General features: G+C 72.1%; 21 protein-coding genes and 1 pseudogene. 9 read left to right on the top strand and 13 right to left on the bottom strand.

Annotated features, from left to right (window positions below):
* Positions 1-491 precede the first annotated feature (491 nt).
* From E8M80_RS13900 to E8M80_RS13880, 5 genes and pseudogenes are all read left to right on the top strand, one after another.
* Positions 492-2,681, top strand: coding sequence for a DUF3141 domain-containing protein (locus tag E8M80_RS13900; RefSeq protein WP_240790029.1), 2,190 nt, complete (start codon positions 492-494; stop codon positions 2,679-2,681).
* A 200-nt stretch (positions 2,682-2,881) separates the two neighbouring features.
* On the top strand, positions 2,882-3,289 hold the full coding sequence (locus tag E8M80_RS13895) for a DUF1622 domain-containing protein (protein WP_206035634.1): 408 nt from the start codon (positions 2,882-2,884) through the stop codon (positions 3,287-3,289).
* 171 nt (positions 3,290-3,460) lie between these two features.
* Complete coding sequence (locus tag E8M80_RS13890; protein WP_137126305.1) at positions 3,461-5,179, top strand: SulP family inorganic anion transporter; 1,719 nt, start codon at positions 3,461-3,463, stop codon at positions 5,177-5,179.
* A gap of 94 nt (positions 5,180-5,273) precedes the next feature.
* Positions 5,274-5,816 (top strand): hypothetical protein, encoded by a 543-nt coding sequence (locus E8M80_RS13885; RefSeq protein ID WP_137126304.1) that lies wholly within the window; start codon positions 5,274-5,276, stop codon positions 5,814-5,816.
* Positions 5,817-6,333: 517 nt separating this feature from the next.
* Positions 6,334-7,324, top strand: a pseudogene (locus E8M80_RS13880) (IS481 family transposase).
* Positions 7,325-7,604: 280 nt separating this feature from the next.
* Here the strand turns inward: E8M80_RS13880 and E8M80_RS13875 are convergent.
* Positions 7,605-8,258, bottom strand: coding sequence for a substrate-binding domain-containing protein (locus E8M80_RS13875; RefSeq protein WP_170979408.1), 654 nt, complete (start codon positions 8,256-8,258; stop codon positions 7,605-7,607).
* A gap of 125 nt (positions 8,259-8,383) precedes the next feature.
* On the opposite strand from E8M80_RS13875, the gene E8M80_RS13870 reads away from it, so the two are divergent.
* Positions 8,384-10,057, top strand: a complete 1,674-nt coding sequence (locus E8M80_RS13870; RefSeq protein ID WP_137126302.1) for a M3 family oligoendopeptidase — start codon at positions 8,384-8,386, stop codon at positions 10,055-10,057.
* 105 nt (positions 10,058-10,162) lie between these two features.
* Here the strand turns inward: E8M80_RS13870 and E8M80_RS13865 are convergent, their stop codons facing one another.
* From E8M80_RS13865 to gloB, 9 genes are all read right to left on the bottom strand, one after another.
* Positions 10,163-10,567, bottom strand: a complete 405-nt coding sequence (locus E8M80_RS13865; protein WP_137126301.1) for a hypothetical protein — start codon at positions 10,565-10,567, stop codon at positions 10,163-10,165.
* Positions 10,564-11,394 carry an exodeoxyribonuclease III gene (locus E8M80_RS13860; protein ID WP_137126300.1) on the bottom strand — a complete coding sequence of 277 codons (831 nt, stop codon included), beginning with the start codon at positions 11,392-11,394 and terminating at the stop codon, positions 10,564-10,566. Before E8M80_RS13860 ends, E8M80_RS13865 begins: the two co-directional genes overlap by 4 nt.
* Positions 11,394-12,080, bottom strand: coding sequence for a fumarylacetoacetate hydrolase family protein (locus E8M80_RS13855; RefSeq protein ID WP_137126299.1), 687 nt, complete (start codon positions 12,078-12,080; stop codon positions 11,394-11,396). The genes E8M80_RS13860 and E8M80_RS13855 overlap by 1 nt, the downstream gene beginning before the upstream one ends.
* A gap of 360 nt (positions 12,081-12,440) precedes the next feature.
* Entirely contained in the window at positions 12,441-13,241 is an 801-nt protein-coding gene (locus E8M80_RS13850) for a gamma-glutamyl-gamma-aminobutyrate hydrolase family protein (protein WP_137126298.1), read from the bottom strand.
* A gap of 136 nt (positions 13,242-13,377) precedes the next feature.
* Complete coding sequence (locus E8M80_RS13845) at positions 13,378-14,040, bottom strand: outer membrane lipoprotein carrier protein LolA (RefSeq protein WP_240790028.1); 663 nt, start codon at positions 14,038-14,040, stop codon at positions 13,378-13,380.
* A gap of 56 nt (positions 14,041-14,096) precedes the next feature.
* Entirely contained in the window at positions 14,097-14,696 is a 600-nt protein-coding gene (locus tag E8M80_RS13840) for a DUF4412 domain-containing protein (RefSeq protein WP_137126297.1), read from the bottom strand.
* Positions 14,697-15,171: 475 nt separating this feature from the next.
* Entirely contained in the window at positions 15,172-15,642 is a 471-nt protein-coding gene (locus E8M80_RS13835) for a cupin domain-containing protein (RefSeq protein ID WP_137126296.1), read from the bottom strand.
* Positions 15,639-16,238, bottom strand: a complete 600-nt coding sequence (locus E8M80_RS13830; protein ID WP_137126295.1) for a glutathione S-transferase family protein — start codon at positions 16,236-16,238, stop codon at positions 15,639-15,641. The genes E8M80_RS13835 and E8M80_RS13830 overlap by 4 nt, the downstream gene beginning before the upstream one ends.
* Before the next feature lie 15 nt (positions 16,239-16,253).
* On the bottom strand, positions 16,254-16,982 hold the full coding sequence (gloB, locus tag E8M80_RS13825; protein WP_137126294.1) for a hydroxyacylglutathione hydrolase: 729 nt from the start codon (positions 16,980-16,982) through the stop codon (positions 16,254-16,256).
* A gap of 68 nt (positions 16,983-17,050) precedes the next feature.
* On the opposite strand from gloB, the gene E8M80_RS13820 reads away from it, so the two are divergent.
* A complete protein-coding gene (locus E8M80_RS13820; protein ID WP_137126293.1) occupies positions 17,051-17,755 on the top strand; it encodes a class I SAM-dependent methyltransferase in 705 nt (234 codons plus the stop codon).
* A gap of 19 nt (positions 17,756-17,774) precedes the next feature.
* On the opposite strand, the gene dapB is transcribed toward E8M80_RS13820, so the two are convergent.
* From dapB to dnaK, 3 genes are all read right to left on the bottom strand, one after another.
* Positions 17,775-18,542 (bottom strand): 4-hydroxy-tetrahydrodipicolinate reductase, encoded by a 768-nt coding sequence (dapB, locus tag E8M80_RS13815; protein ID WP_137126292.1) that lies wholly within the window; start codon positions 18,540-18,542, stop codon positions 17,775-17,777.
* Positions 18,543-18,632: 90 nt separating this feature from the next.
* Positions 18,633-19,793, bottom strand: a complete 1,161-nt coding sequence (dnaJ, locus tag E8M80_RS13810) for a molecular chaperone DnaJ (protein WP_137126291.1) — start codon at positions 19,791-19,793, stop codon at positions 18,633-18,635.
* 253 nt (positions 19,794-20,046) lie between these two features.
* Entirely contained in the window at positions 20,047-21,975 is a 1,929-nt protein-coding gene (gene dnaK / locus E8M80_RS13805) for a molecular chaperone DnaK (RefSeq protein ID WP_137126290.1), read from the bottom strand.
* Positions 21,976-22,295: 320 nt separating this feature from the next.
* Here dnaK and E8M80_RS13800 point away from each other — a divergent pair, with 320 nt between their 5' ends.
* Together E8M80_RS13800 and E8M80_RS13795 are read left to right on the top strand one after the other, a co-directional pair.
* Positions 22,296-23,684: an FAD-dependent oxidoreductase gene (locus E8M80_RS13800; RefSeq protein WP_170979407.1), complete on the top strand. Its 1,389-nt coding sequence runs from the start codon at positions 22,296-22,298 to the stop codon at positions 23,682-23,684.
* A gap of 99 nt (positions 23,685-23,783) precedes the next feature.
* Positions 23,784-24,728, top strand: a complete 945-nt coding sequence (locus tag E8M80_RS13795; RefSeq protein WP_137126288.1) for a tripartite tricarboxylate transporter substrate binding protein — start codon at positions 23,784-23,786, stop codon at positions 24,726-24,728.
* The last annotated feature ends 85 nt before the right edge of the window (positions 24,729-24,813 follow it).

Here is a 24,813-nt window from a genome sequence, read left to right as displayed (position 1 = left end):
TTGATCGGGATCAATGTCCGCGGCGGCGCTTGTCTGCTTCCTTGCGCCCTGCACCGCGCGTCGAGGGGCACAAGTGAACCGCCCCCCACATCGTAGGCCTGCGGCTGGAGATCATCGATGGAGTTGCCCGCTGCCAGTCTTCGTGCCGCGTTGCCGGGCGCCGTGCGGCGCCGTACGTCGCGCGGGGCGGCGCGTGCCGCCCACCGACATCGGCGATCACGCAAGTGCCTCGCCGCCGATCCTGCCCTCTGGGCGGCGCCGACCCTGCCCCCGCCGCGCGACCAGGCGTGCCGGCACGCGGGAGGAAGCCCGCGGCATGTCACAGTAACGTACGTCGGTCGGACATCGTCGCGCGGCGGCGTCAGTCCGGAACCTGCTATGAAGGGCGGCCAACGTGCCGGCCGGCCGGGCGGGCCGTCCTCCTCGTGTCGTGGCCACCCCCCCACGCCCCGCCGGCCGCACGCGGCAGGAGATCGCCGATGAGCCCAGACATGACGCTCTTCCCTTGGGCCGCCTACGGCCTCGACGCCTGGCAGCGCTCGGTCCTGTTCCTCGATGTGCTGCGCCAGCGCGGCAATGCGTTCCTTGAGCGCGAGGACGACCCGATGCGGCACGTCCTCACCTTCGGCTTCGACCTGGTGCTGGATGGACGCGACCTGCCGCGGCCGGTGAACTACTGGATGGCGCGCGTGACGCCGCCACCGTCTGCGCCGCCGACCGATCCGCGGGCCCGCCCCTTCATCGTCATCGACCCGCGCGCCGGCCACGGCCCGGGCATCGGCGGCTTCAAGGCGGACAGCGAGATCGGCGTCGCCATCGCCGCCGGCCATCCCTGCTACTTCGTCGGCTTCCGCCCCGAACCGGTGCCGGGCCAGACCATCGAGGACGTGGTGCGCGCCATCATCGCCTTCGCCGAGGAGGTCGGCCGCCGCCACCACGATGCCGAGGGAAAGCCCGTCGCGATCGGCAATTGCCAGGCCGGCTGGGCCCTGTTGATGGCCGCCGCCATCCGCCCGGAGCCCTTCGGGCCGCTGATGGTGGCGGGCTCGCCGGTCTCCACCTGGGCCGGGCGGCAGGGCCATGCGCCGATGCGCTACCTGGGCGGGCTTCTGGGCGGATCCTGGCTGACGCACATGACGGGCGACCTCGGCGGCGGCAAGTTCGACGGCGCCTGGCTCGTGACCAACTTCGAATCCGGCAATCCCGCCAACACATACTGGACGAAGCAGTATGAGGTCTGGGCCGATGTCGACCGCTCGGCGGATCGCTACCTCGGCTTCGAGAAATGGTGGGGCGGCCACGTCACGCTGAACGCCGAGGAGATGAACTTCATCGTCGACCAGCTGTTCGTCGGCAACCGGCTGGCGACGGGTGAGCTCACCTTCTCCGACGGCACACGCGTGGACCTGCGCGCCATTGCTTCGCCGATCATCGTCTTCTGCTCGGAGGGCGATGACATCACGCCGCCGGCGCAGGCGCTGTCCTGGGTCAGCGACCTCTATGGCGACATCGACGACCTGCGCACGCACGGCCAGACCATCGTCTACTCCGTGCATGGCAGCATCGGCCATCTCGGCATCTTCGTCTCGGGCGGCGTGGCGAAGAAGGAGCACAACGAGTTCGCCACGAACATGGACATGATCGACGTGCTGCCGCCGGGCCTCTACGAGGCGGTGCTGCGGCCGGCGAAGGAGGAGGCGCGAGCCGAGCTCGCTGGCGGGGAGTGGCTCGTCAACTTCCAGACGCGCGGCTTCGCCGACCTCGCGCAGCATGGCGGCACCGACCCCGAGGACGAGAAGCGCTTCGCCGCGGTGCGCCGCCTCTCCGAGACCAACGTCGCGCTCTACCGGCAATTCGCGCAGCCCGCCGTGCGCGCGCTGGCGACACCGCCGGTCACTTGGGGGCTCGAGCAGCTTCACCCGGCGCGTCTGTCCTACACGCTGTTCTCCGACCGCAACCCGGCCATGGCCTGGGTGCGCTTCGCGGCCGAGATGGCGCGGGCGAACCGCCAGCCGGTCGCTGCGGAAAATCCCGGCCGCACGGCCGAGCGCCAGGTCTCGGAAGCGCTGACGCGCATGCTGGAAGCCTATGGCCGCCAGCGCGACGCGCTGAATGAACGGCTGTTCCGGGAACTCTATGCCTCGCCCGCCGTGCAGGCGTTGACGGGCCTTGCAGCCGAGACGGCGCCGCCGCGCGCGCGGCCTGGCCGCAGCCCGGACCATGACCGCTTCGTGACCCTGGCGACCGAACAGCTGCATGCGGCGATGGCCGAGGGCGGGCTGCACGAGGCGGTGCTGCGCGCCCTTCTATGGGTGCGGCTGCCGACGGCCAGTGCGGACGAGCGCGCCTTCGCGATCATCCGCCGCATCCGCGCCGCGGTCGGGCGGGAGGCGCTGCCGCTCGCCGCGTTCAAGCGGACCATCCGCCAGCAGTTCTTCATGCTGCTGATCGACGAGGCGCGCGCGATCGAGACCCTGCCGGCACTGCTGCCCGACGACCCCGCCATCCGCGCCGAGATGGTCGCGGTACTGCGCAGCGTCGTCGAGGCGACCGGCGGCGAGATGCCCGAGGAGGTGGCGCGACGCATGGCGGCGGTGGAGCGGATCTTCGCGGGCGATCCCGTGGCCGGGTCCTCGAAGGTCGCGGCACGGCGCATCCGGCCCGCGGCGCGGCCGGCGTGACCGCATGACGGTGCGCCCGCGAATCCTCAGCGCGCTGATGGGCTTCGGCCGCGGTCGCCAACGCCGTGGGGCGGACCTTTGCGCCGGGCGGCAGGTTGGCTCGCGGCCCAGGACTCCGTGCGCGGCCGGCGATCCGCGCCCGAAGCGTCTCGCGCCGCGCAGCGCGCTCACCCCTTCAGAACCCTGCAGGAGCCGGCCAAGTGCATGACGCGGCGCTGCCCGAGGGGCTCGAAGCCGCCGTGAGCCTCGCGGCGTCGTGGCTGAAGCTCGGGATCGAGGCCGTCAGCGTCGGCATCATCCTGGTCGGCATGATCCTGGCGCTGGTGCGACTGATCGCGCATGCCGCAGGCCGGCCGGCGGACGATGTGCGCATGGGCCTGGCGCGGGTCCTGTCGCTGGCGCTGGAGTTCCAACTCGCGGCCGACATCGTCGGCACCGCGATCTCGCCCGACTGGGACCAGATCGGCAAGCTGGCGGCGGTGGCCGCGATCCGGACCTTCCTCAACCACTTCCTGCAGCGCGAGCTGGCGGGAGACGGCGGCGCGACACTGGCCGCGATGCCATCCGGCCGAAGCGCCTCGGCGGAACGGGGATCGGGGCCGACATGATCCGCACGGTTCCGGGTGCTGCGGCATCGGCGCGATGCCGATGATGTCCGGGACGGCCTCGGGTCCGACGGGCGCGAAACGCCCCGATCCGGCGCCCGAAGGCCGGAGGGAAGGGCGGGTGCTCTGCCGCACCGGGTGTCCTGACGGAAGACCGCGGATGGACAGCGCGCGATGAGCGACGAGCAGCCGGCACAGCCAAACCAGGATCGGAGAGGGTCGCACCGGGTCCTGCTGCCGCTGTCGTGGCTGCGGGGCTATTCCCTGCCCTGGCTGCGCAGCGACCTGGTGGCGGGCGTGACGCTCGCGGCCTATGCCGTGCCGGTCGCACTCGCCTATGCGACGCTGGCGGGGCTGCCGCCGCAGGTCGGCGTCTATGGCTACATGCTGGGTGGGATCGGCTATGCGCTGCTCGGCTCGTCGCGGCATCTCGCGATCGGGCCGACCTCGGCGATCTCGCTCATGGTCGCCGCCAATGTCGGCGCCATGGCCGTCGGCGATCCCGCGCGATACGCGGCGATCGCGAGCCTTGCCGCCTTCGCCGTCGCGCTGTTGTGCCTGGTCGCCTGGGCGCTGCGGCTGAGCGTCCTGACCAAGCTGATCAGCGACAGCATCCTGGTCGGCTTCAAGGCGGGCGCGGGCATCACCATCGCCATGACCCAGCTGCCGGCGCTGTTCGGCGTTGCCGGCGGCGGGCACAACGTGATCGAACGCGCGGTCGTGCTGGCCGGACAGGTGCCGGGGCTCAGCCTGCTCACCCTCGCGGTCGGGCTCGTCGCCCTCGGGCTGCTCGTCGCGGGTGGCAGGTTCCTGCCGGGGCGGCCCGTGGCGCTCGGGGTAGTGGCGCTGGCGATCTTGGCGAGCGGGGTCTTCGGCCTGGCCGGGCACGGCGTGACCGTGACCGGGGAGATCCCCCCCGGGCTGCCTGAGATCGCGCTGCCATCCCTGCGGCTGTCGGATGTGGAGGGCATCTTCCCCCTCGCGGCCGGCATCCTGCTGCTGGCCTATATCGAGGGCGTCTCGGCCGCGCGGAGCTTCGCGGAGAAGCACGGCTACGCGCTGAACCCGCGCCAGGAGTTCCTGGGCATCGGCGCGGCGAACCTGTTGGCGGGGCTCGGCCAGGGCTATCCCGTGGCGGGCGGCCTGTCGCAATCCGCCGTGGCGGAGAAGGCGGGATCGCGCACGCCGCTCACGCTGATCCTTGCTTCCGTGACACTCGGCCTGTGCCTGCTGTTCCTGACCGGGCTGCTCGCGAACCTGCCGAAGGCGGTGCTGGCGGCCGTCGTGCTGACGGCCGTGGCCGGGCTGATCGACGTCCCGGCGCTGATCCGCCTGTGGCGCGTCAGCCGCCCCGATTTCGCGGCCGCCGCGGTCGCGCTGGCCGGCGTGCTGCTGTTCGGGATCCTGCAGGGCATCCTGCTCGCGGCACTGGTGTCCGTGCTGATCATGCTGGTGCGGACGAGCCGGCCGCATGTGGCGTTCCTCGGCCGCGTGCCGGGCACGACGCGGTACAGCGACATGGCCCGCCATCCGGAGAACGCGCCTGTCCCGGGCGTCGTCGCCTTCCGTCCGGAAGGATCGCTGCTCTACGTCAATGCGGAGGCCGTGCTCGACGTGGTCCTCGCGCGTCTCGGCGCCACGGCGCCGGAGACGCTGCGCCTCGTGGTCTGCGACCTCTCCGCCGCGCCGCACCTCGACCTCGCGGCCGCCGCGATGCTGCGGAAGCTGCATGCCGAGGTCGAGCGCCGCGGCGCACGCCTGGCCGTGACAGGGGCGCATGGCGCCGTGCGCGACCTGCTGCGGCGAGAGGGTTTCGCGGATCAGGTCGGCGGCATCGACCGGGACGCGACGCTTGAGGCGGTGCTGGCCGCAGCGGAGGGGGAGGACGCATGACCGCCCGCGCCACGTGAAGCCCCGATGTCCCGTTGTGCGACCGTTTCGTCTTCCGCCTTCGGTTGCCACCCAACCTATCAGGGAGAACGTGACCATGCGCCAGCTCATCCCCGTTATTGCAGTGCTCGCGCTCACCGCCTGTGCGGGGGAGCCGACTACGCCTGTCTCCCTTCCCGCGGGCAGCCAGCCTGGCCTGGCCGTCGCCGACGAATTCGTCACGGCCGGCCAGGACATCGCCGCCTTCTACCGCCGTCCGCAGCCGGGCCAGCCCGCCGCCGCAGCGCGCGCCATCGCCGAGATCGAGTGGCTCGCGGCCGCCCTGCCCATGTCGCCACGCTGGTCCAACATCGGCGGGACCGGGATGACGCAGCTGCAACTCGCCCGCAACGAGGCCCGCGCTTCGCTTGGCATTCCGCAGCGCGCGCCGGCGCAGCCCATCATCAACGGCCTTACCGCCGCCGCGACCGCGTTGACCGCGAACGACACCGCCGGGGCAGCGCGCGCCCTGCCGCGGAGCACCTTCCCGCTGGGACCGGAGGAGACCGTCCGGCGCCTCTCCGCGCCGCCGCAGAACCGCAACATCATGGCGGCGCTGGCGGCGCTGAGCGCGGCGAGGCGCGGCAGCGGCGGCCGCTGACCGACCCAGTACGGCTCGGCGCCACAGGTCATGGAGGCGAGACCGCCGGGCCGCGCGGCGTGACAGTCAGGTGCTCGACGAACGCGCCCGTTCTTGAGGGTGCGCAGCCGGGAGCGCCCACTGTGGCCGATCCCTCGCGTGTCGACCGCCATGCCGACCGGACGCCGTTTTGTTGTGAGCGAGCGCACTCGGAGAGCACAAGAAGGGATCGGCATGAAGCTTTGCTTCATTGTCCTGATGTTCATGTCTCGCGTGACGGTGGCATTCAGCGACCGCGGGGCCTGGACGGATGTGCCTGTGAGTTCTTACAACAACAACAATGGCGGAGCCTGAACCGACCCGATCGCAGCCGGCGTGATGCAATCTGTGAAGCGGCCCCCGTCAAAACGGACCGCGGCTAGGTTTACTGACTGCGCGGCTATGAACTCACGCGGGCGAACCCATGCGCAGGCGCTGCTGGATGTTTGGTCCCGGGCTTTGATGGTGCAGTCTTCTCCCCGGCATGGAGGGATGCGCTATGGGCCAGATTCTTCATGGCTGCGCCCGCACGACAGAGGCGGTCCGTCGCGCGATCCAGCATAGTCAAGAGAGCTGAGGGCTCTGGCCCGCCGCCATGGCGTGAACCCGAAGACCATCGCCAAGTGGCGGGCGCGAGGAGATGTTGCTGATCGGCGCACCGGGCCGGCCAAGCCGCACTCCACCACCCTCTCAGCCGAGGAGGAGGCGATCGTCGTCGCCTTCCGCCGCCACACCCTGCTGCCGCTCGACGACTGCCTCTACGCCCTGCAGCCCACCATCCCGCATCTGACGCGCTCGGCTCTGCATCGCTGCCTCCAGCGCCACGGCATCTCCCGCCTTCCCGAGACCGATAGCGACAAGCCGGCCCGCAAGCGCTTCAAGGCCTACCCGATCGGCTACTTCCGCATCGACATCGCCGGGGTCAGGACCGAGCCGGGCAAACTCCACCTCTTCGTCGCCGTCGACCGCACCTCGAAGTTCGCGTTCGCCCAACTGCACGAGCGCGCAACCACGCACATCGCCGCCGACTTCCTGCGCGCCCTCCTCCAGGCCGTGCCCTACCGCCTGCACACCGTGCTCACCGACAACGGACAGCACTTCACCACGCCCGGCAACACCGCCTCGGCCGCAACGCTCATCCGCGAGGCCATGGAACGCGGCGAGATCTTCCGCGCCCACGCCTTCGAACTCGCCTGTGCCCAGAACCACGTCGAGCACCGCCTGACCAAGCCCTACCACCCATGGACGAACGGCCAGGTCGAGAGGATGAACAGGACGCTCAAGGAGGCCACCGTCCAGCGCTACCACTACGGCAGCCACGACGAGCTCCGCGGCACCTCGCCCTGTTCCTTGATGCCTACAACTATGCGCGGCGCCTCAAGACCCTGAAGGGCCTCACGCCCTACGAATTCATCTGCGGCTCATGGGCCGCAGAGCCTCACAGGTTCACCGCAAATCCGCACCGCGAAATGCCGGGGCCAAACATCTAAGCCGAGAAGGTCGCCGATCTCCGCCGCGCCATCGCCGCCGAGGACGGCGCCAAAACGCTCGAGGCCGCCCGCGCCCTGATCGACACCGTCGTCGTCTCGCCGCTCGATGACCCCGGCGATCCGCGCGGCATCGAGCTGACCGGCAACCTCATCGCCATGCTCAAGGGCGGCGGAGCAACCATCATCCCGGAGGACCGCACCCTCGCCTCACGCCTCGCCGCCATGCTCGAGAGCTCGGTACAAGGAGAACCGCGGGGGAGGTTCTCCTCCCCCGCCCTTCCTACGGCGCCTCCAACCCCTTCGCCACCAGCGCCCCGGGCGTGCAGAGCGCCGTCACCGCGTCCAGCACGCGCGTCCCCGCCCCCGTGAAGGCCGCGCCCGAGAAGACCGCGACGGTCTGCGCGCCCGCCGGCAGCGGCCCCACCACCTCGATGCCCGGCACTTCCATCAACTCGCTGATCTGCTGCAAGGCGATGGCGGCTTCGCCCGTGAGGAGCCGCTCCGCCGTGAAGCCCTGCGGGATGACGACGGCCTTGGCGTTGACCGCCGCCGCGATGCCGAGCCGCTCGATCAGCCCGACGAAGAAGATCCCCGACGCGCCGGCGCGTGAATAGCAGAGCGAAGGCGTCTCGATCAGGAGGCGCTTCAGCGCCTCGACGGTCGAGATGTCGGGATGCGGCAAGCCCGCCTTCACCGCGAGCCCGACGCGCGAATGAGCCAGCGGCCGCGCGCTCATGCCGTCCAGCACGTCCTCGGCCGAGAGGGCGGCGACGGCCTCGGCCGTGAGCACCGCGGCGTCGGCGCGTTCGCCGGCGCGGATGCGCGCCTCCAGCGCCTTGGTCGGCGCAAGGTCGAGTTCCAGCTTCGCGCCGAGCGCGGCCTCGAGCGCCGGGGCCGCTTCGCGCAGCAAGCCGGCGAGGGCAAGCGTGGACATCAATCGCGGCATGGCATCCTCCGGCGCCGAGGGTGGCGGCATCGCGGCGCGCCGTCCACCGGCCGCTTGACCTGCGCGCGGCCCCTGCGCGAGGTGGAGGCCGCCCCGCCGCAGGATGACCGCCCATGACGCTTCGCTTCGCCGAGATCGCCGCATCGCGGCCGGACAAGGCCTCGCTCGCGGCCGACCGCGCCGCCGTCGATGCGCGGCTCGACGCAGGCGACCGCGCCGGCGCGCTGGCCGCCTGGGACGCGGCGCGCCGCCGCCACGATACCTGGTCCTCGCTCGTGCACCTGCGCTTCGCGCAGGACACGACGGATGCGGCGGCGGTCGCCGAGCGCGAGTACGCCGACAGCCTCGCTCCCGAGGCCGCGACGCACGAGACCGCATTGAAGCGCCGCCTGCTCGCCGACCCCGATCGCGCGGGACTCGAGGCGCTGGCCGGCGCGCATCCCGTCGCGCTGTGGGAGACCGACGTCACTGCCTTCGACCCCGCCATCGCCGCCGAGACGGAGGAGGAGAGCCGCCTCTCCGCCCGCTACACGGCGCTGCTCGCCGGCGCGCGCGCGACGGTGCGGGGGCAGGAGGTTAACCTCGCCGGCCTTGCGCCCTTCGCGGAGGATCCCGACCGCGCGACGCGCCACGAGGCCGAGGCCGCGCGCTGGGGCTTCTTCGCCGCGCATGGCGCGGAGCTGGACGAGATCTACGACCGGCTCGTGCATCTGCGCACCGGCATGGCGCGCAAGCTCGGCGATGCGACCTTCACGCCGCTCGGCTATCGCCGGATGCGCCGGATCGATTACGGCCCGGCCGATGTCGCGCGCTACCGGGAGGCCGTCGCGCGCCACGTCACCCCGCTGGTCGCGCGCATCCTGGAACAGCGCCGCGCGACGCATGGCTGGGACCGCCTGATGTTCTGGGACGAGGCGCTGATCGACCCGGCCGGCAACCCGAAGCCCGCGGGCGACCACGACATGCTGGTGGCCGCGGCGCAGGAGATGTTCGGGGCCATGGATCCGCGCCTGGCGTCGTTCTACGCCATGATGCGGCAGGGCGGCTTTCTCGACCTGAAGAACCGGCCGGGCAAGGCGGGGGGCGGCTTCTGCACCGCCTTCCCAACCGTGGGCACGCCCTTCATCTTCGCCAACTTCAACGGCACGCACAACGACATCGGCGTCTTCACGCACGAGATGGGCCACGCCTTCCAGTGCTGGGAAAGCCGGAACCTGCCGGGCCTCGACCTGCTCTGGCCGACCATGGAGGCGGCCGAGATCCATTCGATGGGCCTGGAATACCTCACCCATCCCGGCATCGGCCGCCTGGTGGGGGAGGGCGCGGCCGAACGCTATCGTCGCATGCACCTGATCGGCGCGCTGGCCTTCCTGCCCTACGGCGTCTGCGTCGACCACTTCCAGCACGAGGTCTACGCCAACCCCGGCGCGACCCCGGCCGAGCGCCACGCGATGTGGCAGCGGCTCGAGCGGCACTACATGCCCTGGTCCGACTACGGGGACCTCGGATACCCGTCCGCAGGCGGGCGCTGGCAGGCGAAGGCGCACATCTACAACTCACCCTTCTACTACATCGACTACACGCTGGCGCTCTGCGTCGCGCTGCAGTTCTGGGTGTGGTCGCGGCGCGACGCGGCGGGCGCGCTCGATGCCTATGTCGCGCTTTGCGGCCGTGGTGGCTCGATGCCGTTCCAAGGGCTGGTGGGCTCGGCCGGGCTCGTCTCCCCCTTCGCGGACGGGGCGCTTGAGGCCGCGGTGGCCGAGGCGGCTTGCGTCCTCGGCGCGTGACGCGCACGGCCTGCGACCGCCACGCGAGCCGAGGGGCCCGGACGCAGCCCACCTGGTGCCTGAGGGCGGCCGAAGGTCAGACCTTCGACCGCCGGCATGCGGCGGCTACCGCCGGCGGCGTGTCCGCGTCGTGGCCGGCGCGGGCCTGCTGCCCCGTGCCGGCGTGCGGCCACCGCGCGTGGAGCGCCGCGGCGGCGGCGGAGGTGGCGGCGGACGGCGGATGCTGAAGCGCTGCTGCGCAGGCGACATGATCAGCCAGCGGGCCTGCAGGGTTTCCTCGTCGGGAATGTCCTCGCCGAGCCGTGTCAGCGCCTGGCGGGCGCGGCGCTTGTGTTCGTCGGTCAGGTTCGCCCAGGGGATGGGGCCGGGCGTGTAGACGCGCTCCGGGTCCGGGTCCGGGTCGTCGTCGGGCGGCGCCACCGTGGCCGGCGGCTCGGGCGCGGCGCAGGCGCCGAGGGCTGCCAGGAGCGCGAGAAGGGTGGCGCGGCGGCCTGTCGGGTGGCGGCTCAAGGGGCGATCTCCACCATGACGGGCACGTGGTCCGAGGCCTGCGTCCAGCCCCGCGCGTCCTTCAGCACGACATGGCGCCGCAGGCCGCCGGCGAGGTCGGGGCTGACCCAGATGTGGTCGAGCCGCCGGCCGCGGTCCGCTGCGCGCCAGTCCCGCGCGCGGTAGGACCACCACGTGTAGAGCTTCTCATCCGCCGGCACGAAGTGGCGCAGCGCGTCGTGCCAGCCGCCGGCCGCCTGCCAGGCGGTCAGCGCCTCGACCTCGACCGGGGTGTGGGAGACGACGTCGAGCAACTGCCGGTGCGACCAGACGTCGTGCTCGAGCGGCGCGATGTTGAGGTCGCCCACCATGACGGCGCGCTTCGCCGGGCGGGCTGCGGACCAGGCGGTGGCTTCCGCCACGAAGTCCAGCTTATGGCCGAATTTGGGGTTCTGCGCCCGGTCCGGGACGTCGCCGCCGGCCGGGATGTAGAAATTGTGCAGCTCGATCCGCCCGCCCGGCGCGTCGACGGCCGCGCCGAGGTGGCGGCAATCGCCCCGCCCGCACCAGTCGGGGTCCTCCTCCCGCGGCAGGATCGGCCGCTTCGCGAGGATGGCGACGCCGTTGTAGCCCTTCATGCCGCGCACCAGGCGGTGCCCGAAGCCGAGCGCGGCGATGCCTTCATGCGGGAAGGCCTCGTCCGGGCACTTCGTCTCCTGCAGGCAGAGCACGTCGGGGTCGAGCGCCGCCACGAGGTCCTGCAGCAGAGGCAGCCGGAGCCGCACGCTGTTGATGTTCCAGGTGGCGATGCGCAGCGGCGCGCGCCCGGCCGCGGCCTTCCGGGGCATCAGACGATCTTCGTGCGGACCTCGCCGACGCCCTCGACGAAGCCTTCGAGCACGTCGCCGCGCACCACCGCGGCCACGCCTTCCGGCGTGCCGGTCATGATGAGGTCGCCGGGGGCGAGCTCGACCAGTTCCGACAGGTTCGCGATCACCTCGGGCACCGACCAGATCAGCTTCGACAGGTCGGAGGTCTGGGTGACCTTGCCGTTGACCTTCAGTTCGATCTTCCCCTTCGACGGGTCGATGCCGGCGGCCGGCACCAGCGCGCCCATCGGCGCCGAACGGTCGAAGCCCTTGCCCATGTCCCAGGGGCGGCCGGTCTTCTTGGCTTCGTTCTGGATGTCGCGGCGGGTCATGTCGAGGCCGCAGCAATAGCCCCAGACATGCTTCAGCGCGTCGGCCACCGCGATGTTCTTCCCGCCGGTCCCGATGGCGACGACGAGTTCCATCTCGTGGTGCAGGGACTTCGTTACGCTCGGATAGGGCATGTCGGCGTCGTTGATGACCACGGCATCGGCGGGCTTCGCGAAGTAGAAGGGCGGCTCGCGCGTCGGGTCGGAGCCCATCTCGATCGCGTGCTCGGCGTAGTTGCGCCCGACGCAGAAGATACGCCGCACGGGGAACATCGCGTCGTTCCCCTTCACGGGAATGGCCGCGACCGGCGGCGGGGGGAGGACGTAGGACACCATGCGAAACAGGCTCCGGATCGGAATGCGACGGCGTCCTATACAGGCGCGCGGGCGAGGCCGGAAGGCGGGGGCGGCCAGCCGATCACATGAAGTGTTACTCGAAGTTCGGCTCCGAACTGCAAGGTCCCGGGCAGGAAACGAAGAGGTCCGTTCAAAAAAGAAGCGCCCGGTCAGGGGGGTGACCGGGCGCCGTATTTTTTATTTCCGATCGGAAAGGTCGGGCGAGCCGGCAGGGGATACCGGAGCTCGACCACCGGCCATTGACGGCCGGATGACGAAGACTACCGCCTTCGGCCCGTGAAATCAAAAGACAAATGCCCTGAACGCGTCTTGGCGCCTCCGTAGCCTGCGCCGGCCGCGCTATTCGGCCGCCTGCGCCAGGCCCGGTGCCCCCAGGCGGGCGGCGCGATGCGCGGCGCAGGCCCGCCCGAAGGCGATGAAGATGGCTTGGCTGTCCGCGTCCCGCTCCCAGTCGTATTCCGGGTGCCACTGCACGCCGAGCGCAAAGGCGGCGGCGCCGTCGACCCTTACGGCCTCCACCGTGCCGTCCGGCGCCCAGGCTTCGGCCGCAAGCCGCGGCGCCAGGCGCTGGACGCCCTGGTTGTGCAGCGAATTCACCGCGAGCCGCCCTGCCCGGCGTGCCTCGGGCGTCAGCACGGCCGCGAGCGCGCCGTCCGCCTCGACCCGCACCGCATGGGCCTTGCCGGTACGCACGCGCGGGATCGGCTGGTCCGACGGCGTGGAATGGTCCATCCGTCCGGGCAGGTCCTGGATGCGCTGGTCGAGGCTGCCGCCGAGCGCGACGTTCAGCTCCTGCATGCCGCGGCAGATCGCGAGCAGCGGCACGCCATGCGCGATCACCGCGCGGATCAGGGGCAGGGTGGTCGCGTCGCGCTCCAGGTCCTCGGGCGTGCCCTCGGCATGCGGCGGGCCTTCGTAATGGCCCGGCCAGACGTTCGAGCGGCTGCCGGTCAGGATCAGCCCATCCAGATGGGGCAGGAGTTCCGCCGAGAGGTCCTCGCCGGCCGCCGGCAGCAGCACCGGCGTGCCGGCAACCGGCCCGCGGACGGCGCGGACATAGGTGTCCGAGGCGGCGTGGTTCGGCGTTCCGAAGATGCCGAAGGGCTTCTGGCAGCAGGAGATGCCGACGAGAGGTCTCATGAAGTCCTACACTTCCGCGACGGCGTGGCAGGATCAAGGCTTCTCGTGGGTTTTCTGTGAATGGCGTCCATGCGTTGCATCATTGCCGTGCAGCGGGCGCCCCGGCCGCAACGCGGCTGGGCAGGCGCCACCCGCCTCAGTTGCCGCTGCCCTGGGGCGCGCCGAAGCCGCCCGGCTCGAAGAAGCGCGGGTCGTTGAACTGGAACAGACCGGCCGGGAAGCGCAGCCCCGTCTCGATTCGCGACAGCGTGACGCGCGTCTCGCGCCCCTGCGGGTCGCGCACCGCCCATTGCCGCAGTGCCAGCGGCTCGGGGTCGAAGACCAGCGTCAGCCGGCCCTCCGAGGGCTCGGAGGTACGGAACACCGTGATGCGTAGGAACCCGCCCGACCGATCGAGCCCGGCCACGGTCACGTCGCCCGACAGCCGCACCTCCCGCCGCAGCAGGATGCCGAGCGGCGTCTGGCTGACCAGCAGCGTGGTCGGCGCCCGCAATTCCCGGTCGTACATCAGGAATTGCCCGGCATCGGCCACGAGCAGCAGCGGATCGGGGGGGTCGTACTCGAAGCGCATGCGGCCCGGGCGCCAGATCCAGGCGGTGCCCTCGGCTGCGGCGCCGTTCTGCGCGATCTGCAGGAACCGCGCGCGCAGCGTCGTCAGCGCGTTCAGATAGGCCTCGATCCGCGCGACATCGGCGCGGTCGCGCGCGGACAGGCCCTGCGCGCGCGCCGGCAGCGCGAGGGCGAGCGGGGCGGCGAGCAGGGCGCGGCGATCCATCAGGCGGTGCATCAGGCGTTTCATCGGGCGTTTCGTCACAAACAGCATGTGGCGCGCCGCGCCCGCCCTGGAAAGCCCCGTCAGCGCGGGGAGCCCTGGAACATCCCGGGCATGCCCTGCGGCGCGCCGCGCGGCATCTGCATGGTCTGGTAGCCCTGCGGCCGGCGGAACTGCGAGGCGTCATGCGCGCCGAACACCACGCGGGTCGCCTCCATCCGGCCCTGCTGGCCGCGCCCGGCGCCCTGGCCGCGGAGCATCACGCCCTCGGTCGTGATGCAGGCCTCCCCGGACTGGGATGCACCCTGGAAGCGCCACACGGTGCAGTCGTGGCCGGCGATCTTCTCGGTGCCGCCGCGGGTGAAGCGCGCGGTCTCGAGGTCCCGCTGGTAGCCGGCGGCCTGGTCCAGCGGCACGTCCATGATCATGCGCATCTGCTCCATGACCATGAAGGCGCGCTGGCCCTGGTAGTCGGCGACCATGTAGCCGAGCCCCTGGGGCATGTTCATGCGCATCAGGCGCTGCGCGGCGGACCACATCATGGTGAGTTCGGCCTGCTGGCCCTGGCCGGCGACGCGGTAGGTCACGGCCACGTCGCGCGCCGGGAAGATCTGCGGCCGGTCCTGCGCCTGCGCGGCCAGGGGGAGGGTGGCAACGAGGGCGGCGGCGAGGATGCGTCGCATGGCGGTCTCCTTGTTCGTGGCCTCCGAGGCCGGACTGCGGCCACGGGGCGGGGCGGGGCTCGTGGTGGCTCCGGTTCGGCTGACAGTCACTCTACCGCATGCCACCGGCGCCGAGGATGAAGCGTTTCGGCGGCGCGCCGCGGTCCATGCCGAGCGCGCCCCGGGATGGCGGTCGAAAGGCGGGGGAGGAGAGCCTCCCCGCCCCCCCCCTCCCGTCCTGGATCCCCTGGAGCGGCCATTCCAGGCCGGACGGCGGGTGACAAGGAAGTTTGAGGGGGCCGCAGGGGGAGAAGTTCCCTTCTCCCCCCGGTCTTTATCCTTCCGGTCCGGACGACGGGCGGTCGATCCCAGGCTGGCCTGCCTCTCCGCGCCGCCATGCAGGTCTGCCGCCTCGCGCCGCCAGGGAGCCGTGCCCCTCCGCGGCTGGCGTGACGCGCCGCTCTGCGCCGTCACTGCGACCTGCCGCTCCGCGCCGTTACTGCGACCTGCCGCTCCGCGGCCGGGGCCGCCAGTCCGGGGGCGCGAGTTCGAATCCCGCGAAGTCGAAGGCCGGCGCGACGGTGCACCCGACCAGGCTCCACCGCCCGAGCGAGACGGCGGACTGCCACCACCCCTTCGGCACCAGCGCGAAGGGGCGCTGGTGGCGCGAAAGGTCCGGGCCGAGATGCACCGCCTCCGCGTCGTGGCCGTCCGGCGACATGCTCAGCGCGAGCGGCCCGCCAGCGTACCAGTGCCAGGCCTCGGCGGCGTCCACGCGGTGCCAGTGGCTGAACTCGTCGGCGGCGAGCAGGAAATAGATGGCGGTGCCGGCGCCGCGCCCGCCGTCCGCCGGCGCGTCGCGCCAGACCTCCCGGTAGTGGCCGCCCTCGGGGTGCGGCCGGAGGTCCAGCGCCGCGACGACCTGCGCGGCCGTGACAGAAGGGTCGCGCAGGTCCGGCAGGGTCATCCCACGGGCACCGTGCGCGCCAGCGGCGGCAGCTTCGACACCTCAGCGAACCAGGCCGCCAGGCGGGGATGCGCGTCCCGCCAGGGTTCGTGCGGGAAGCGGAAGTCGAGGTAGCCGAGCGCGCAGCCGACCGCGATCGCGCCGATGTCGGCCAGGCCCTCGGGCGGCGCCGCCTCCAGAACGTCGAGCGCGCGCTCGACCGCCGCCTTCTGCCGCGCGTCGAAGGCGCGGCGGCCGTCATCCTGCGGATGCGGCATGGCGAGGCGCCGGGCCACCGCCGCGTCGAGGATGCCGTCCGCCGTCGCGTGCAGAATCTGCGCCCGCAGCCGCGCAGGCGTGCCGGTCGGCGGGAACAGCGCGGGCGTGTCGCCCAGCGTGTCGAGATACTCGCAGATCACCGGGCTGTCGTAGATCGCGGTGCCGTCGTCGGCGACCAGGGCCGGCACCTTGGACAGCGGGTTGTCGGCCAGCAATTCGGCCGGCGAGACATGCGGGTTGGTCGCCACCGGCTCGATCCGGCCATCGAGCCCGCGCGCGATCGCCGAGGCCATGACCTTCCGGACATAGGGGCTGGCGGGGGAATGGTGCAGCTTCATGCGTGTCTCCTCGGGTCAGCCCCGGAAATTGTCCTTGGCGGCGCGGATGCGCGCCAGGGTCGCGACGTCGGGCGCGCGGAGGAACGGGTTCGCCGCGTTCTCCTGGCCGATGGTGGTGGGCACGCTCGGCCGCCCCTGGGCGCGCTGCAGCGCGATCTCGTCGGCGCGGGCGCGCAGCGACGCGTTCGACGGGTCCACCGTGAGCGCGAACCGTGCGTTGCTCTCGCTGTATTCGTGGCCGCAGCAGACCAGCGTCTCGGGCGGCAGGGCGGCCAGGGCCTGCAGGCTCGCGAACATCTCCTCCGCCGTGCCCTCGAGCAGGCGCCCGCAGCCGAGCGAGAACAGCGTGTCGCCGCAGAGCAGGATCGCGCATTCGGGGAAATGGAAGGCGATGTGGCCGCGCGTGTGCCCGTCGCTGGCGAGCACGCGGGCGGGCACGCCCAGCACGTCGATCTCCTCCCCCGGCGCGACGGCCTGGTCGAGCTTCGGCAGGCGGTGCGCATCGGCCGCCGCGCCGATCACCTTGGCGCCATAGCGGGCGACGAGGTCGGCCACGCCCGCGACATGGTCGCCGTGATGATGCGTCAGGAGGATGAGGTCGAGCCGCCCGCCCGCCGCATCCACTGCGTCCGCGACCGGTGCGGCCTCCCCGGGGTCGCAGACGGCGATGCGCCCGTCGGGCGCGCGCAGCAGCCACGCGTAGTTGTCGGAAAGACACGGCACCGGCGTCACGGTGAGCGGCATGGAGGCAGCGTCCCCTCAGGTTGGCCGGGGGCATCCCATCCGGTCCCGGCACTTCCTATATCCTCTGCATGGGCGGAGAAATCCACGGGCTCGGTCGATTCTACGCCTCGCCGGCGGGCGCGGCGGCGGGGCGGCTCGTGGCGCAGCGCCTCGGCGCCATGTGGCCGGCGCTGCGCGGCCAGGCGGTGCTCGGCATCGGCCATGCGGCGCCCTATCTCGACCTCTGGCGGGCGGAGGCGGCGCGCTGCATCGCGCTCTCGCCGGCGCAGCTCGGCGTCGCGCGCTACCCCGCCGAAGGCCCGGCCAGCGCGCTGGTGGCCGAGGAGGAGCACCTGCCCTTCCCTGACCTCAGTTTCGATCGCGTGCTGCTGGTCCATGGGCTTGAGATGGCGGAACACGCGCGGCGCATGCTGCGCGAGGTCTGGCGCGTGCTGAAGGACGACGGCCGCCTGCTGGTGGTGGCGCCGAACCGCCGGGGCCTCTGGGCGCATACCGAGCACACGCCCTTCGGCCACGGCCAGCCCTATTCCCCCGGCCAGGTCACGCGGCTGCTCGAACGGCACATGTTCTACGTGGAGCGGCGGGACCATGCGCTGTTCACGCCGCCCTTCGCGCCCTTCCTGCGCGCGGCGGCCGGGTGGGAGCGCTGCGGCCGGGCGGTCTGGCCGTCGCGCTACGCCGGGCTCGGCATCGTGGAGGCGCGCAAGGACCTGCTCTCGGCGACGCCCGCAGGCGTGGTCGCGGTGGGGCGGCGGGTGCTGCAGCCGGTGTGACGGCGCAGGCGCGCCCGGCCTACATGCCGAGCACGTCCTTCATCGCATAGAGCCCCGGCGCCCGCCCCTGCGCCCAGAGCGCCGCGCGCACCGCCCCGGTCGCATAGACCCGGCGGTCGAAGGACCTGTGGGTCAGGCTGATGTGCTCGGACCCCGCGGCGAAGATCAGCGTGTGCTCGCCGACCACCTGGCCGCCGCGCAGCGCGGCGAAGCCGATCGTGCCGGTGCCGCGCGACCCGCAGTGCCCGTCGCGACCGGATTCGCGGCCCGCTTCCTCCAGCGTCGTGCCGCGCCCGGCGGCGACCGCGCGGCCGAGCGCGACCGCGGTCCCGGACGGCGCGTCCACCTTCTGGCGGTGGTGCATCTCGACGATCTCGGCGTCGTATTGCGCGGGGGGCAGGGCGGCGGCCATGCGTTCCGCGATGGCGAGGAAGAGGTTCACGGCGGGCGCGAAATTGGCGGCGTAGACGACCGGGATGCGCCGCGCCGCCGCGGCGACCGCCGCTTCGTCGTCGGCGGACAGGCCGGAACTGCCGAGGATGAGCGCCGTGCCCACCTCGGCCGCCGCGGCGGCGTGCCGGCTCGCGGCCTCGGCGTGGGTGAAGTCGATCACCACGTCGCAAACACCGCAGAGCGCCCCGAAATCCGGCAGCACCGCCGCGCCGCCGGGCGCGGCGCCCGATCGCAGCGTGCCCCCGGCCAGGACGGCGCCGGCGGCGGGCACTTCCTCGGCCAGCAGGCGACCCATGCGGCCGGCGATGCCGGCGATGCCGATGCGGATGGTCATGGTGGGCTCCCCCCTATGTCGGACCGGAGCCTGTGGGCAGGCCTGGGGGCGTGGTCAAGCGGGCGGCGCGCGCGGGCGCGGCAGCGGCTGTCAGCGCCCGAGCCCGTCCCAGAACTCCTTCACCTTCGCGAAGAAGCCTTCGCTTTCCGGGCTGCTGCGCCCGCCCTTCTCGGCCTCGGCCTCGAACTGCTCCAGCAACTCGCGCTGCCTCGGTGTCAGGTTCTGCGGCGTCTCGACGCTCACCTGCACGTACATGTCGCCGCGCGCGCCCGAGCGCAGCACGGAGAACCCCTTGCCACGCATCCGGAACTGGTCGCCGGTCTGCGTCCCCGCCGGGATGGTCACGCGGGCGCGGCCGCCGTCGATCGAAGGCACCTCGACATGCCCCCCGAGCGCCGCCTGCGTCATGCGGAGAGGCACCCGGATGAAGATGTTGGCGCCTTCCCGCTGGAAGATCGGGTGCGGTCGGACCGCGACATCCACATAGAGGTCGCCCGCGGGCGCGCCGCGCAGCCCGGCCTCGCCCTCGCCGGCCAGGCGGATGCGCGTGCCGTCCTCCACCCCCGGCGGGATGGTCACGTTCAGCGTGCGCTCGCGCTGCACGCGGCCGCCGCCCTGGCAGATCTTGCAGGGGTTCTTGATGATGCGGCCCGATCCGCCGCAGGTCGGGCAGGTGCGCTCGATCAGGAAGAAGCCCTGCTGCGCGCGCACCTTGCCCGCGCCGTTGCAGCCCGGGCAGGTCTGCGCGCCGGTGGCGGAGGCGCCTTCCGCCCCCGTGCCCTTGCACGCCTCGCAACTGACCGAGGTCGAGATGCGGATGCTGGTCTTGGTGCCGGCGAAGGCTTCCTCGAGGCCGATCTCGACCTGGGTGCGCAGATCGGCGCCGCGCCCGGTGGCGCCGCCGCGGCCGCCGCGCGCGCCGCCGCCGAAGCGGCCGAACATTTCCTCGAAGATGTCCTCGAAGGCGCCGCCGAAGGGGCTGCCGCCGCCGTGGAAGCCGCCCTGGCCGGGGCCGCCCTGCTCGAAGGCGGCATGGCCGAAGCGGTCGTAGGCCGCGCGCTTCTCGGCATCCTTGAGGATGTCGTAGGCCTCGTTCAGCTCCTTGAACTTCGCCTCGGCCTCCTTGTCGCCCTGGTTGCGATCCGGGTGCCATTTCATGGCGAGCTTCCGGTACGCCTTCTTCAGGGCGTCCTCGTCGGCGTCCCGGCCGACGCCCAGCACCTCATAGGAGTCGCGCTTGGTCGCGGACATGTTCCTGCCCCTCAGACGCCGGGCGCGGCCCGTCGGGGCCGCCGGGCTGCTTGCCCTGCACTGGCCCGCCGGGCGCGGTCGCGCCGCGCGATCCCGGATCGCGGCTGGCCACGATCGGCCATGCCCGCTGCCTTGGCCTGCCCAACGCGCCCCATCACTCTCGTGCCTTGTTCATGTCGTCGCCCCGAACGGTGCACCGCCCGGTCCTGCGTGGAACCGGGCGGGGCGTTCCATGCGCCTGCGCGCCGTCGGATCAGGACGGCTTGCGCTTGTTCGGATCGACTTCCTCGAACTCGGCGTCCACGACCTTGTCGCTGCCGCCGGGCCCCTGGCTTCCGCTGCTGCCCTCGGCGCCTTCCTGGGCCTTCTTCTCCTCGGCCTGCGCCTTGTAGAGGGCCTCGCCCATCTTCATGGCCGCCTGGCCCAGGCGTTCGCTGGCGCGGGTCACGGCGTCGCCGTCCTGCTTCTCGATCGCCTCGCGCGCCGCGGCGAGCGCCGCCTCGACCTCGGCCTTCTCGTCGGCCGGGACCTTCTCGCCGTTCTCCTTCATCGTCCGCTCGGTCGAATGCACCAGCGCGTCGAGCTGGTTGCGGGCCTCGACCTGCTCGCGGCGCGTCCGGTCAGCCTCGGCGTTCGCCTCGGCGTCCTTGACCATCCGCTCGATGTCGGCGTCCGACAGGCCGGACTTGGCCTGGATGCGGATCTGCTGCTCCTTGCCCGTCGCCTTGTCCTTCGCCGAGACGCTGACGATGCCGTTGGCGTCGATGTCGAAGGTCACTTCCACCTGCGGCACGCCGCGCGGCGCGGGCGGGATGCCCGTGAGGTCGAAGGTGCCGAGCATCTTGTTGTCGGCCGCCATCTCCCGCTCGCCCTGGTAGACCTTGATGGTCACCGCGGTCTGGTTGTCGTCGGCCGTGGAGAACACCTGCGACTTCTTGGTCGGGATCGTGGTGTTGCGGTCGATCAGGCGCGTGAACACCCCGCCCAGCGTCTCGATGCCGAGCGAGAGCGGCGTCACGTCCAGCAGCAGCACGTCCTTGACGTCGCCCTTCAGCACGCCGCCCTGGATCGCGGCGCCGATGGCGACCACCTCGTCCGGGTTGACGTTGCGCGCGGGCTCCTTGCCAAAGAAGGCCTTCACCGCATCGACGACCTTGGGCATGCGCGTCATGCCGCCGACCAGGATCACCTCGTCGATCTCGCCCGCGTTCAGCCCCGCATCCTTCAGCGCCTGCTTGCAGGGGTCGAGCGTGCGGGAGATCAGGTCGTCGACCAGTGCCTCGAGCTTGGCGCGCGTCAGTTTCATCACGAGGTGCTTCGGCCCGGAGGCGTCGGCGGTGATGAAGGGCAGGTTGACCTCGGTCTCCTTGGCCGACGACAGCTCGATCTTGGCCTTCTCGGCGGCTTCCTTCAGGCGCTGCAGCGCGAGCTTGTCGCCGCGCAGGTCGATGCCCTGCTCCTTGCGGAACTCGTCGGCCAGGTAGTCGATGATGCGCTGGTCGAAATCCTCGCCGCCCAGGAAGGTGTCGCCATTGGTCGACTTCACCTCGAAGACGCCGTCGCCGATTTCCAGGATGGAGACGTCGAAGGTGCCGCCGCCAAGGTCATAGACCGCGATGGTGCCGCCCTTCTTCTGGTCCATGCCGTAGGCGAGGGCCGCGGCCGTCGGCTCGTTGATGATGCGCAGCACCTCGAGGCCCGCGATCGCGCCGGCCTCCTTGGTCGCCTGGCGCTGTGCGTCGTTGAAGTAGGCGGGGACGGTGATGACGGCCTGGGAGACGGTCTCGCCGAGATAGGCCTCGGCGGTCTCCTTCATCTTGGTCAGCACCATGGCGCTGACCTGCTGCGGCGCGAAGGACTGGCCGTCCACCTCGACCCAGGCATCGCCATTGGCAGCCTTGGTGATCTTGAAGGGTGCGAGGCCGATGTCCTTCTGCACCATCGGGTCGTCGAAGCGCCGCCCGATCAGGCGCTTCACCGCGTACAGCGTGCCCATCGGGTTGGTGACCGCCTGGCGCTTGGCAGACTGGCCGACCAGGCGCTCGCCGTTCTTGGCGAAGGCGACCATGGAGGGGGTGGTGCGGGCACCCTCGGCGTTCTCGATGACCCTGACGTCCTTGCCTTCCATGATGGCGACGCAGGAATTCGTGGTGCCGAGGTCGATGCCGATGACCTTGCTCATCCGATACTCTCCTCTGCGGCAGGCGGGGACGACCCTGAGTTGGCGCCGTACCCGCCCCCTGTGCTGACCGGCGGCATCTGCCGCCGCGGATGGGTGGCTGGGGGGTCCCGCGCGGGGCGGAACGATGACCTAGCGCATGTATTGCCTGAGGCGGCGCGGGACAAGTCCCGCCTGCCGCCAGATCCGCGGGCGCGGTCCGCGCCGCGCGCAGGGCGGGAATGCGCCGGGGCCGCATCGCCCGGGGTGTGATCCGGTTCCGTTGCGCCAGCGCCCCGAAGCCTCCTAGGGTCGAGTCACAACAAACGCCGGAGGCCGCCCCCATGACAGCTCCGCCGGGTTTCGGCCGCCGGTCGCTCCTCCGCCTGCTTGCCGCCGCGGCGACCGCGCCGCTGCCGCCTGCCGGCGCGCGGGCGCAGGCGGCGGCCCGGCCGCTCAACGTCATCGTCATCGGCGCGGGGCTTGCGGGCCTCGGCGCCGCGCGCGCGCTGCACGATGCCGGCCATCGCGTCACGGTGCTGGAAGCCCGGGCGCGCACCGGCGGGCGGCTGCACACCGTCTCCTTCCGGGGCATCCGCCTCGACATGGGCGGCGCCTGGATCCATGGGCCGGAGGGCAATCCGCTGACGCCGCTCGCCGACCAGGCCGGCATCCGGCGCATGCCCACCTACGACGCCCGCTCGGTCATGTTCGACGCCGATGGCCGCCGCCTGACCGAGGCCGAGACCGGCGCCATCTTCGAGACCGTCGGCAACCTCATCGCCCATGACAGCCCATTCAAGTACCGCGGCAGCCGCGACATCTCGCTCGCCGAGGCGGTCCCCGTGCTCGACCCCACCACCCGCGCCACGCCCTATGAGGCGCGGGTCGCACGCTGGCTGTCTTCCTATGTGGCGGGCTATGCCGGGGGCGATGCGTCGGAGGTCTCGGCGCTGTCCTGGTTCGGCGGCGAGGGCGAGATCCCGGAGGAGAACCACCTCCTCGAGGCCGGCTACAACGCCATCACCGACCTGCTGGCGCACGGCCTCGACATCCGGCTGCGCCAGGTGGTGCGGAGCGTGCGCCTGGCCGGGTCTGGCGTCGTGGTCGCGACTGCGGACCAGGCCTATTTCGCCGACCGCGTCGTCTGCAGCCTGCCGCTCGGCGTGCTCAAGCGGGGCGACGTGGAATTCGACCCGCCGCTGCCCGCCGCCCACCAGGGCGCCATCGCGCGCATCGGCAACGGGCTGCTGAACAAGATCGTCCTCGCCTTCCCGCGGGGCTTCTGGCCGGCCGAGGCACATTACCTCCGCAGCCTGTCGGACACGCGGGACAACGCCGCGCCCGAAATCGTGTCCATGCAGCCGCATGTGAACCAGCCGATCCTGGTCGCGCTGGTCGGCGGCAGCGCGGCGGAACGCATCGAGATGCTGCCCGACGCGGCGCAGGCGGACCTCGTGATGCAGGCGCTGCGACGGATGTTCGGCAACGGCATCCCCCGGCCGGTCGAGACCCGCGTCACCCGCTGGTCGCGCGACATCCACGCCCGCGGCGCCTATTCCTTCCTGCCGGTCGGCGCCTCGGTCGACGACCATGCGGCGCTCTGCGGTCCGGTCGCCGGGCGCATCTTCCTGGCCGGGGAGGCGGCGACGACCGAGGACCCCTCCTACGCGCACGGCGCCCTGCTTGGCGGCCGGCGGGCCGCGCGGGAGGTCGCCGCCACCGCCGCCTGACGCGGCGTCCGCCGCGCGGCCCTTGCCGAGGCCGGGACTGTCCAACCGCGCCCGCGCGCCCTAGCCTCCTGGCCAACGAGACCAAGGGAGGACCCGCCGATGACCAGCCGCCGCGCCCTGCTTGCCGGCGCCGCCGGGATGCTTGCCGCGCCGCGCATCGCCGCGGCCTGGGAGCCCGCCCGCCCCATACAGCTCATCGTCGGCTTCCCGCCCGGCGGCGGCACCGACCTGCAGGCGCGCGCGCTGGCCGAGGCCGCGCAGCGCTTCTTCCCCGTGCCCATCGTGGTGCTGAACCGCCCCGGCGCGGGCGGCGCGATCGCCGCGCAATACGTGGCGGGCCTGCCGCCGGACGGGCTGAACCTGCTGGTCGGCGGCGGCAGCGAGAGCACCTCGCTCCCGGCCTTCCGCGACCTGCCCTACGACCCCAAGCGGTCCTTCCGCGCGGTGCTGCGCATCACGCGCCAGCCGCTGTTGATCGTGGCGAAGCGCGGCACCCGCTTTGCCGGGCTGCGCGAGGCCGTGGCGGCGGCAAAGGCGGCGCCGGGCACCGTCACGCATGCCTCGTCCGGCATCGGGTCGATCTACCACGCGGTCTTCGTGCTGCTGTCCAAGGCGGCGGGGGCGGAGTTCCTGCACGTGCCCTTCGCCGGCGGCGCGCCGTCGCTGCAGGCGCTGCTCGCCGGCACGGTCGAACTGGCCGTGCTGGCGCCGGAGGAGACGGGCGGCCTGCTGCAGTCGGGGGAGATCCGCGCGCTCGCGGTCTGCTCGGCGGATCGCATCCCGGTCCTGCCGCAGGTGCCGACGCTGCGCGAACTCGGCTGGGACCTGGTGGTCGAGAACATGAAGGGCCTGAACGCCCCGGCCGGCCTGCCGGACGACATCTACGCATCCCTGCACGACCGCTTCCGCCGCGCGCTGGCCGAGCCGGCCTGGACGGGGTTCCTGGAACGCACGGGCACCTTCGAAGGGTATCTCGACGGGCCCGGATACCAGGCGGCGACGGACGGCGTGATCGACGCGCTGCGCGCCGCGCTGGCGCGGTAGCCGCGGGGGAGGACGCCTCCCCCGTCCCCCTCCGTCTTCTGCCCATTGGCAGCGGCCCCGAGGGCGGGTGGTGCCCCTGCCCCGG

The organism is Roseomonas sp. HF4 (assembly GCF_005222755.1).
In the GTDB taxonomy this organism is placed as follows: domain Bacteria; phylum Pseudomonadota; class Alphaproteobacteria; order Acetobacterales; family Acetobacteraceae; genus Neoroseomonas.
This window is presented reverse-complemented; position numbering and strand designations above follow the sequence as displayed.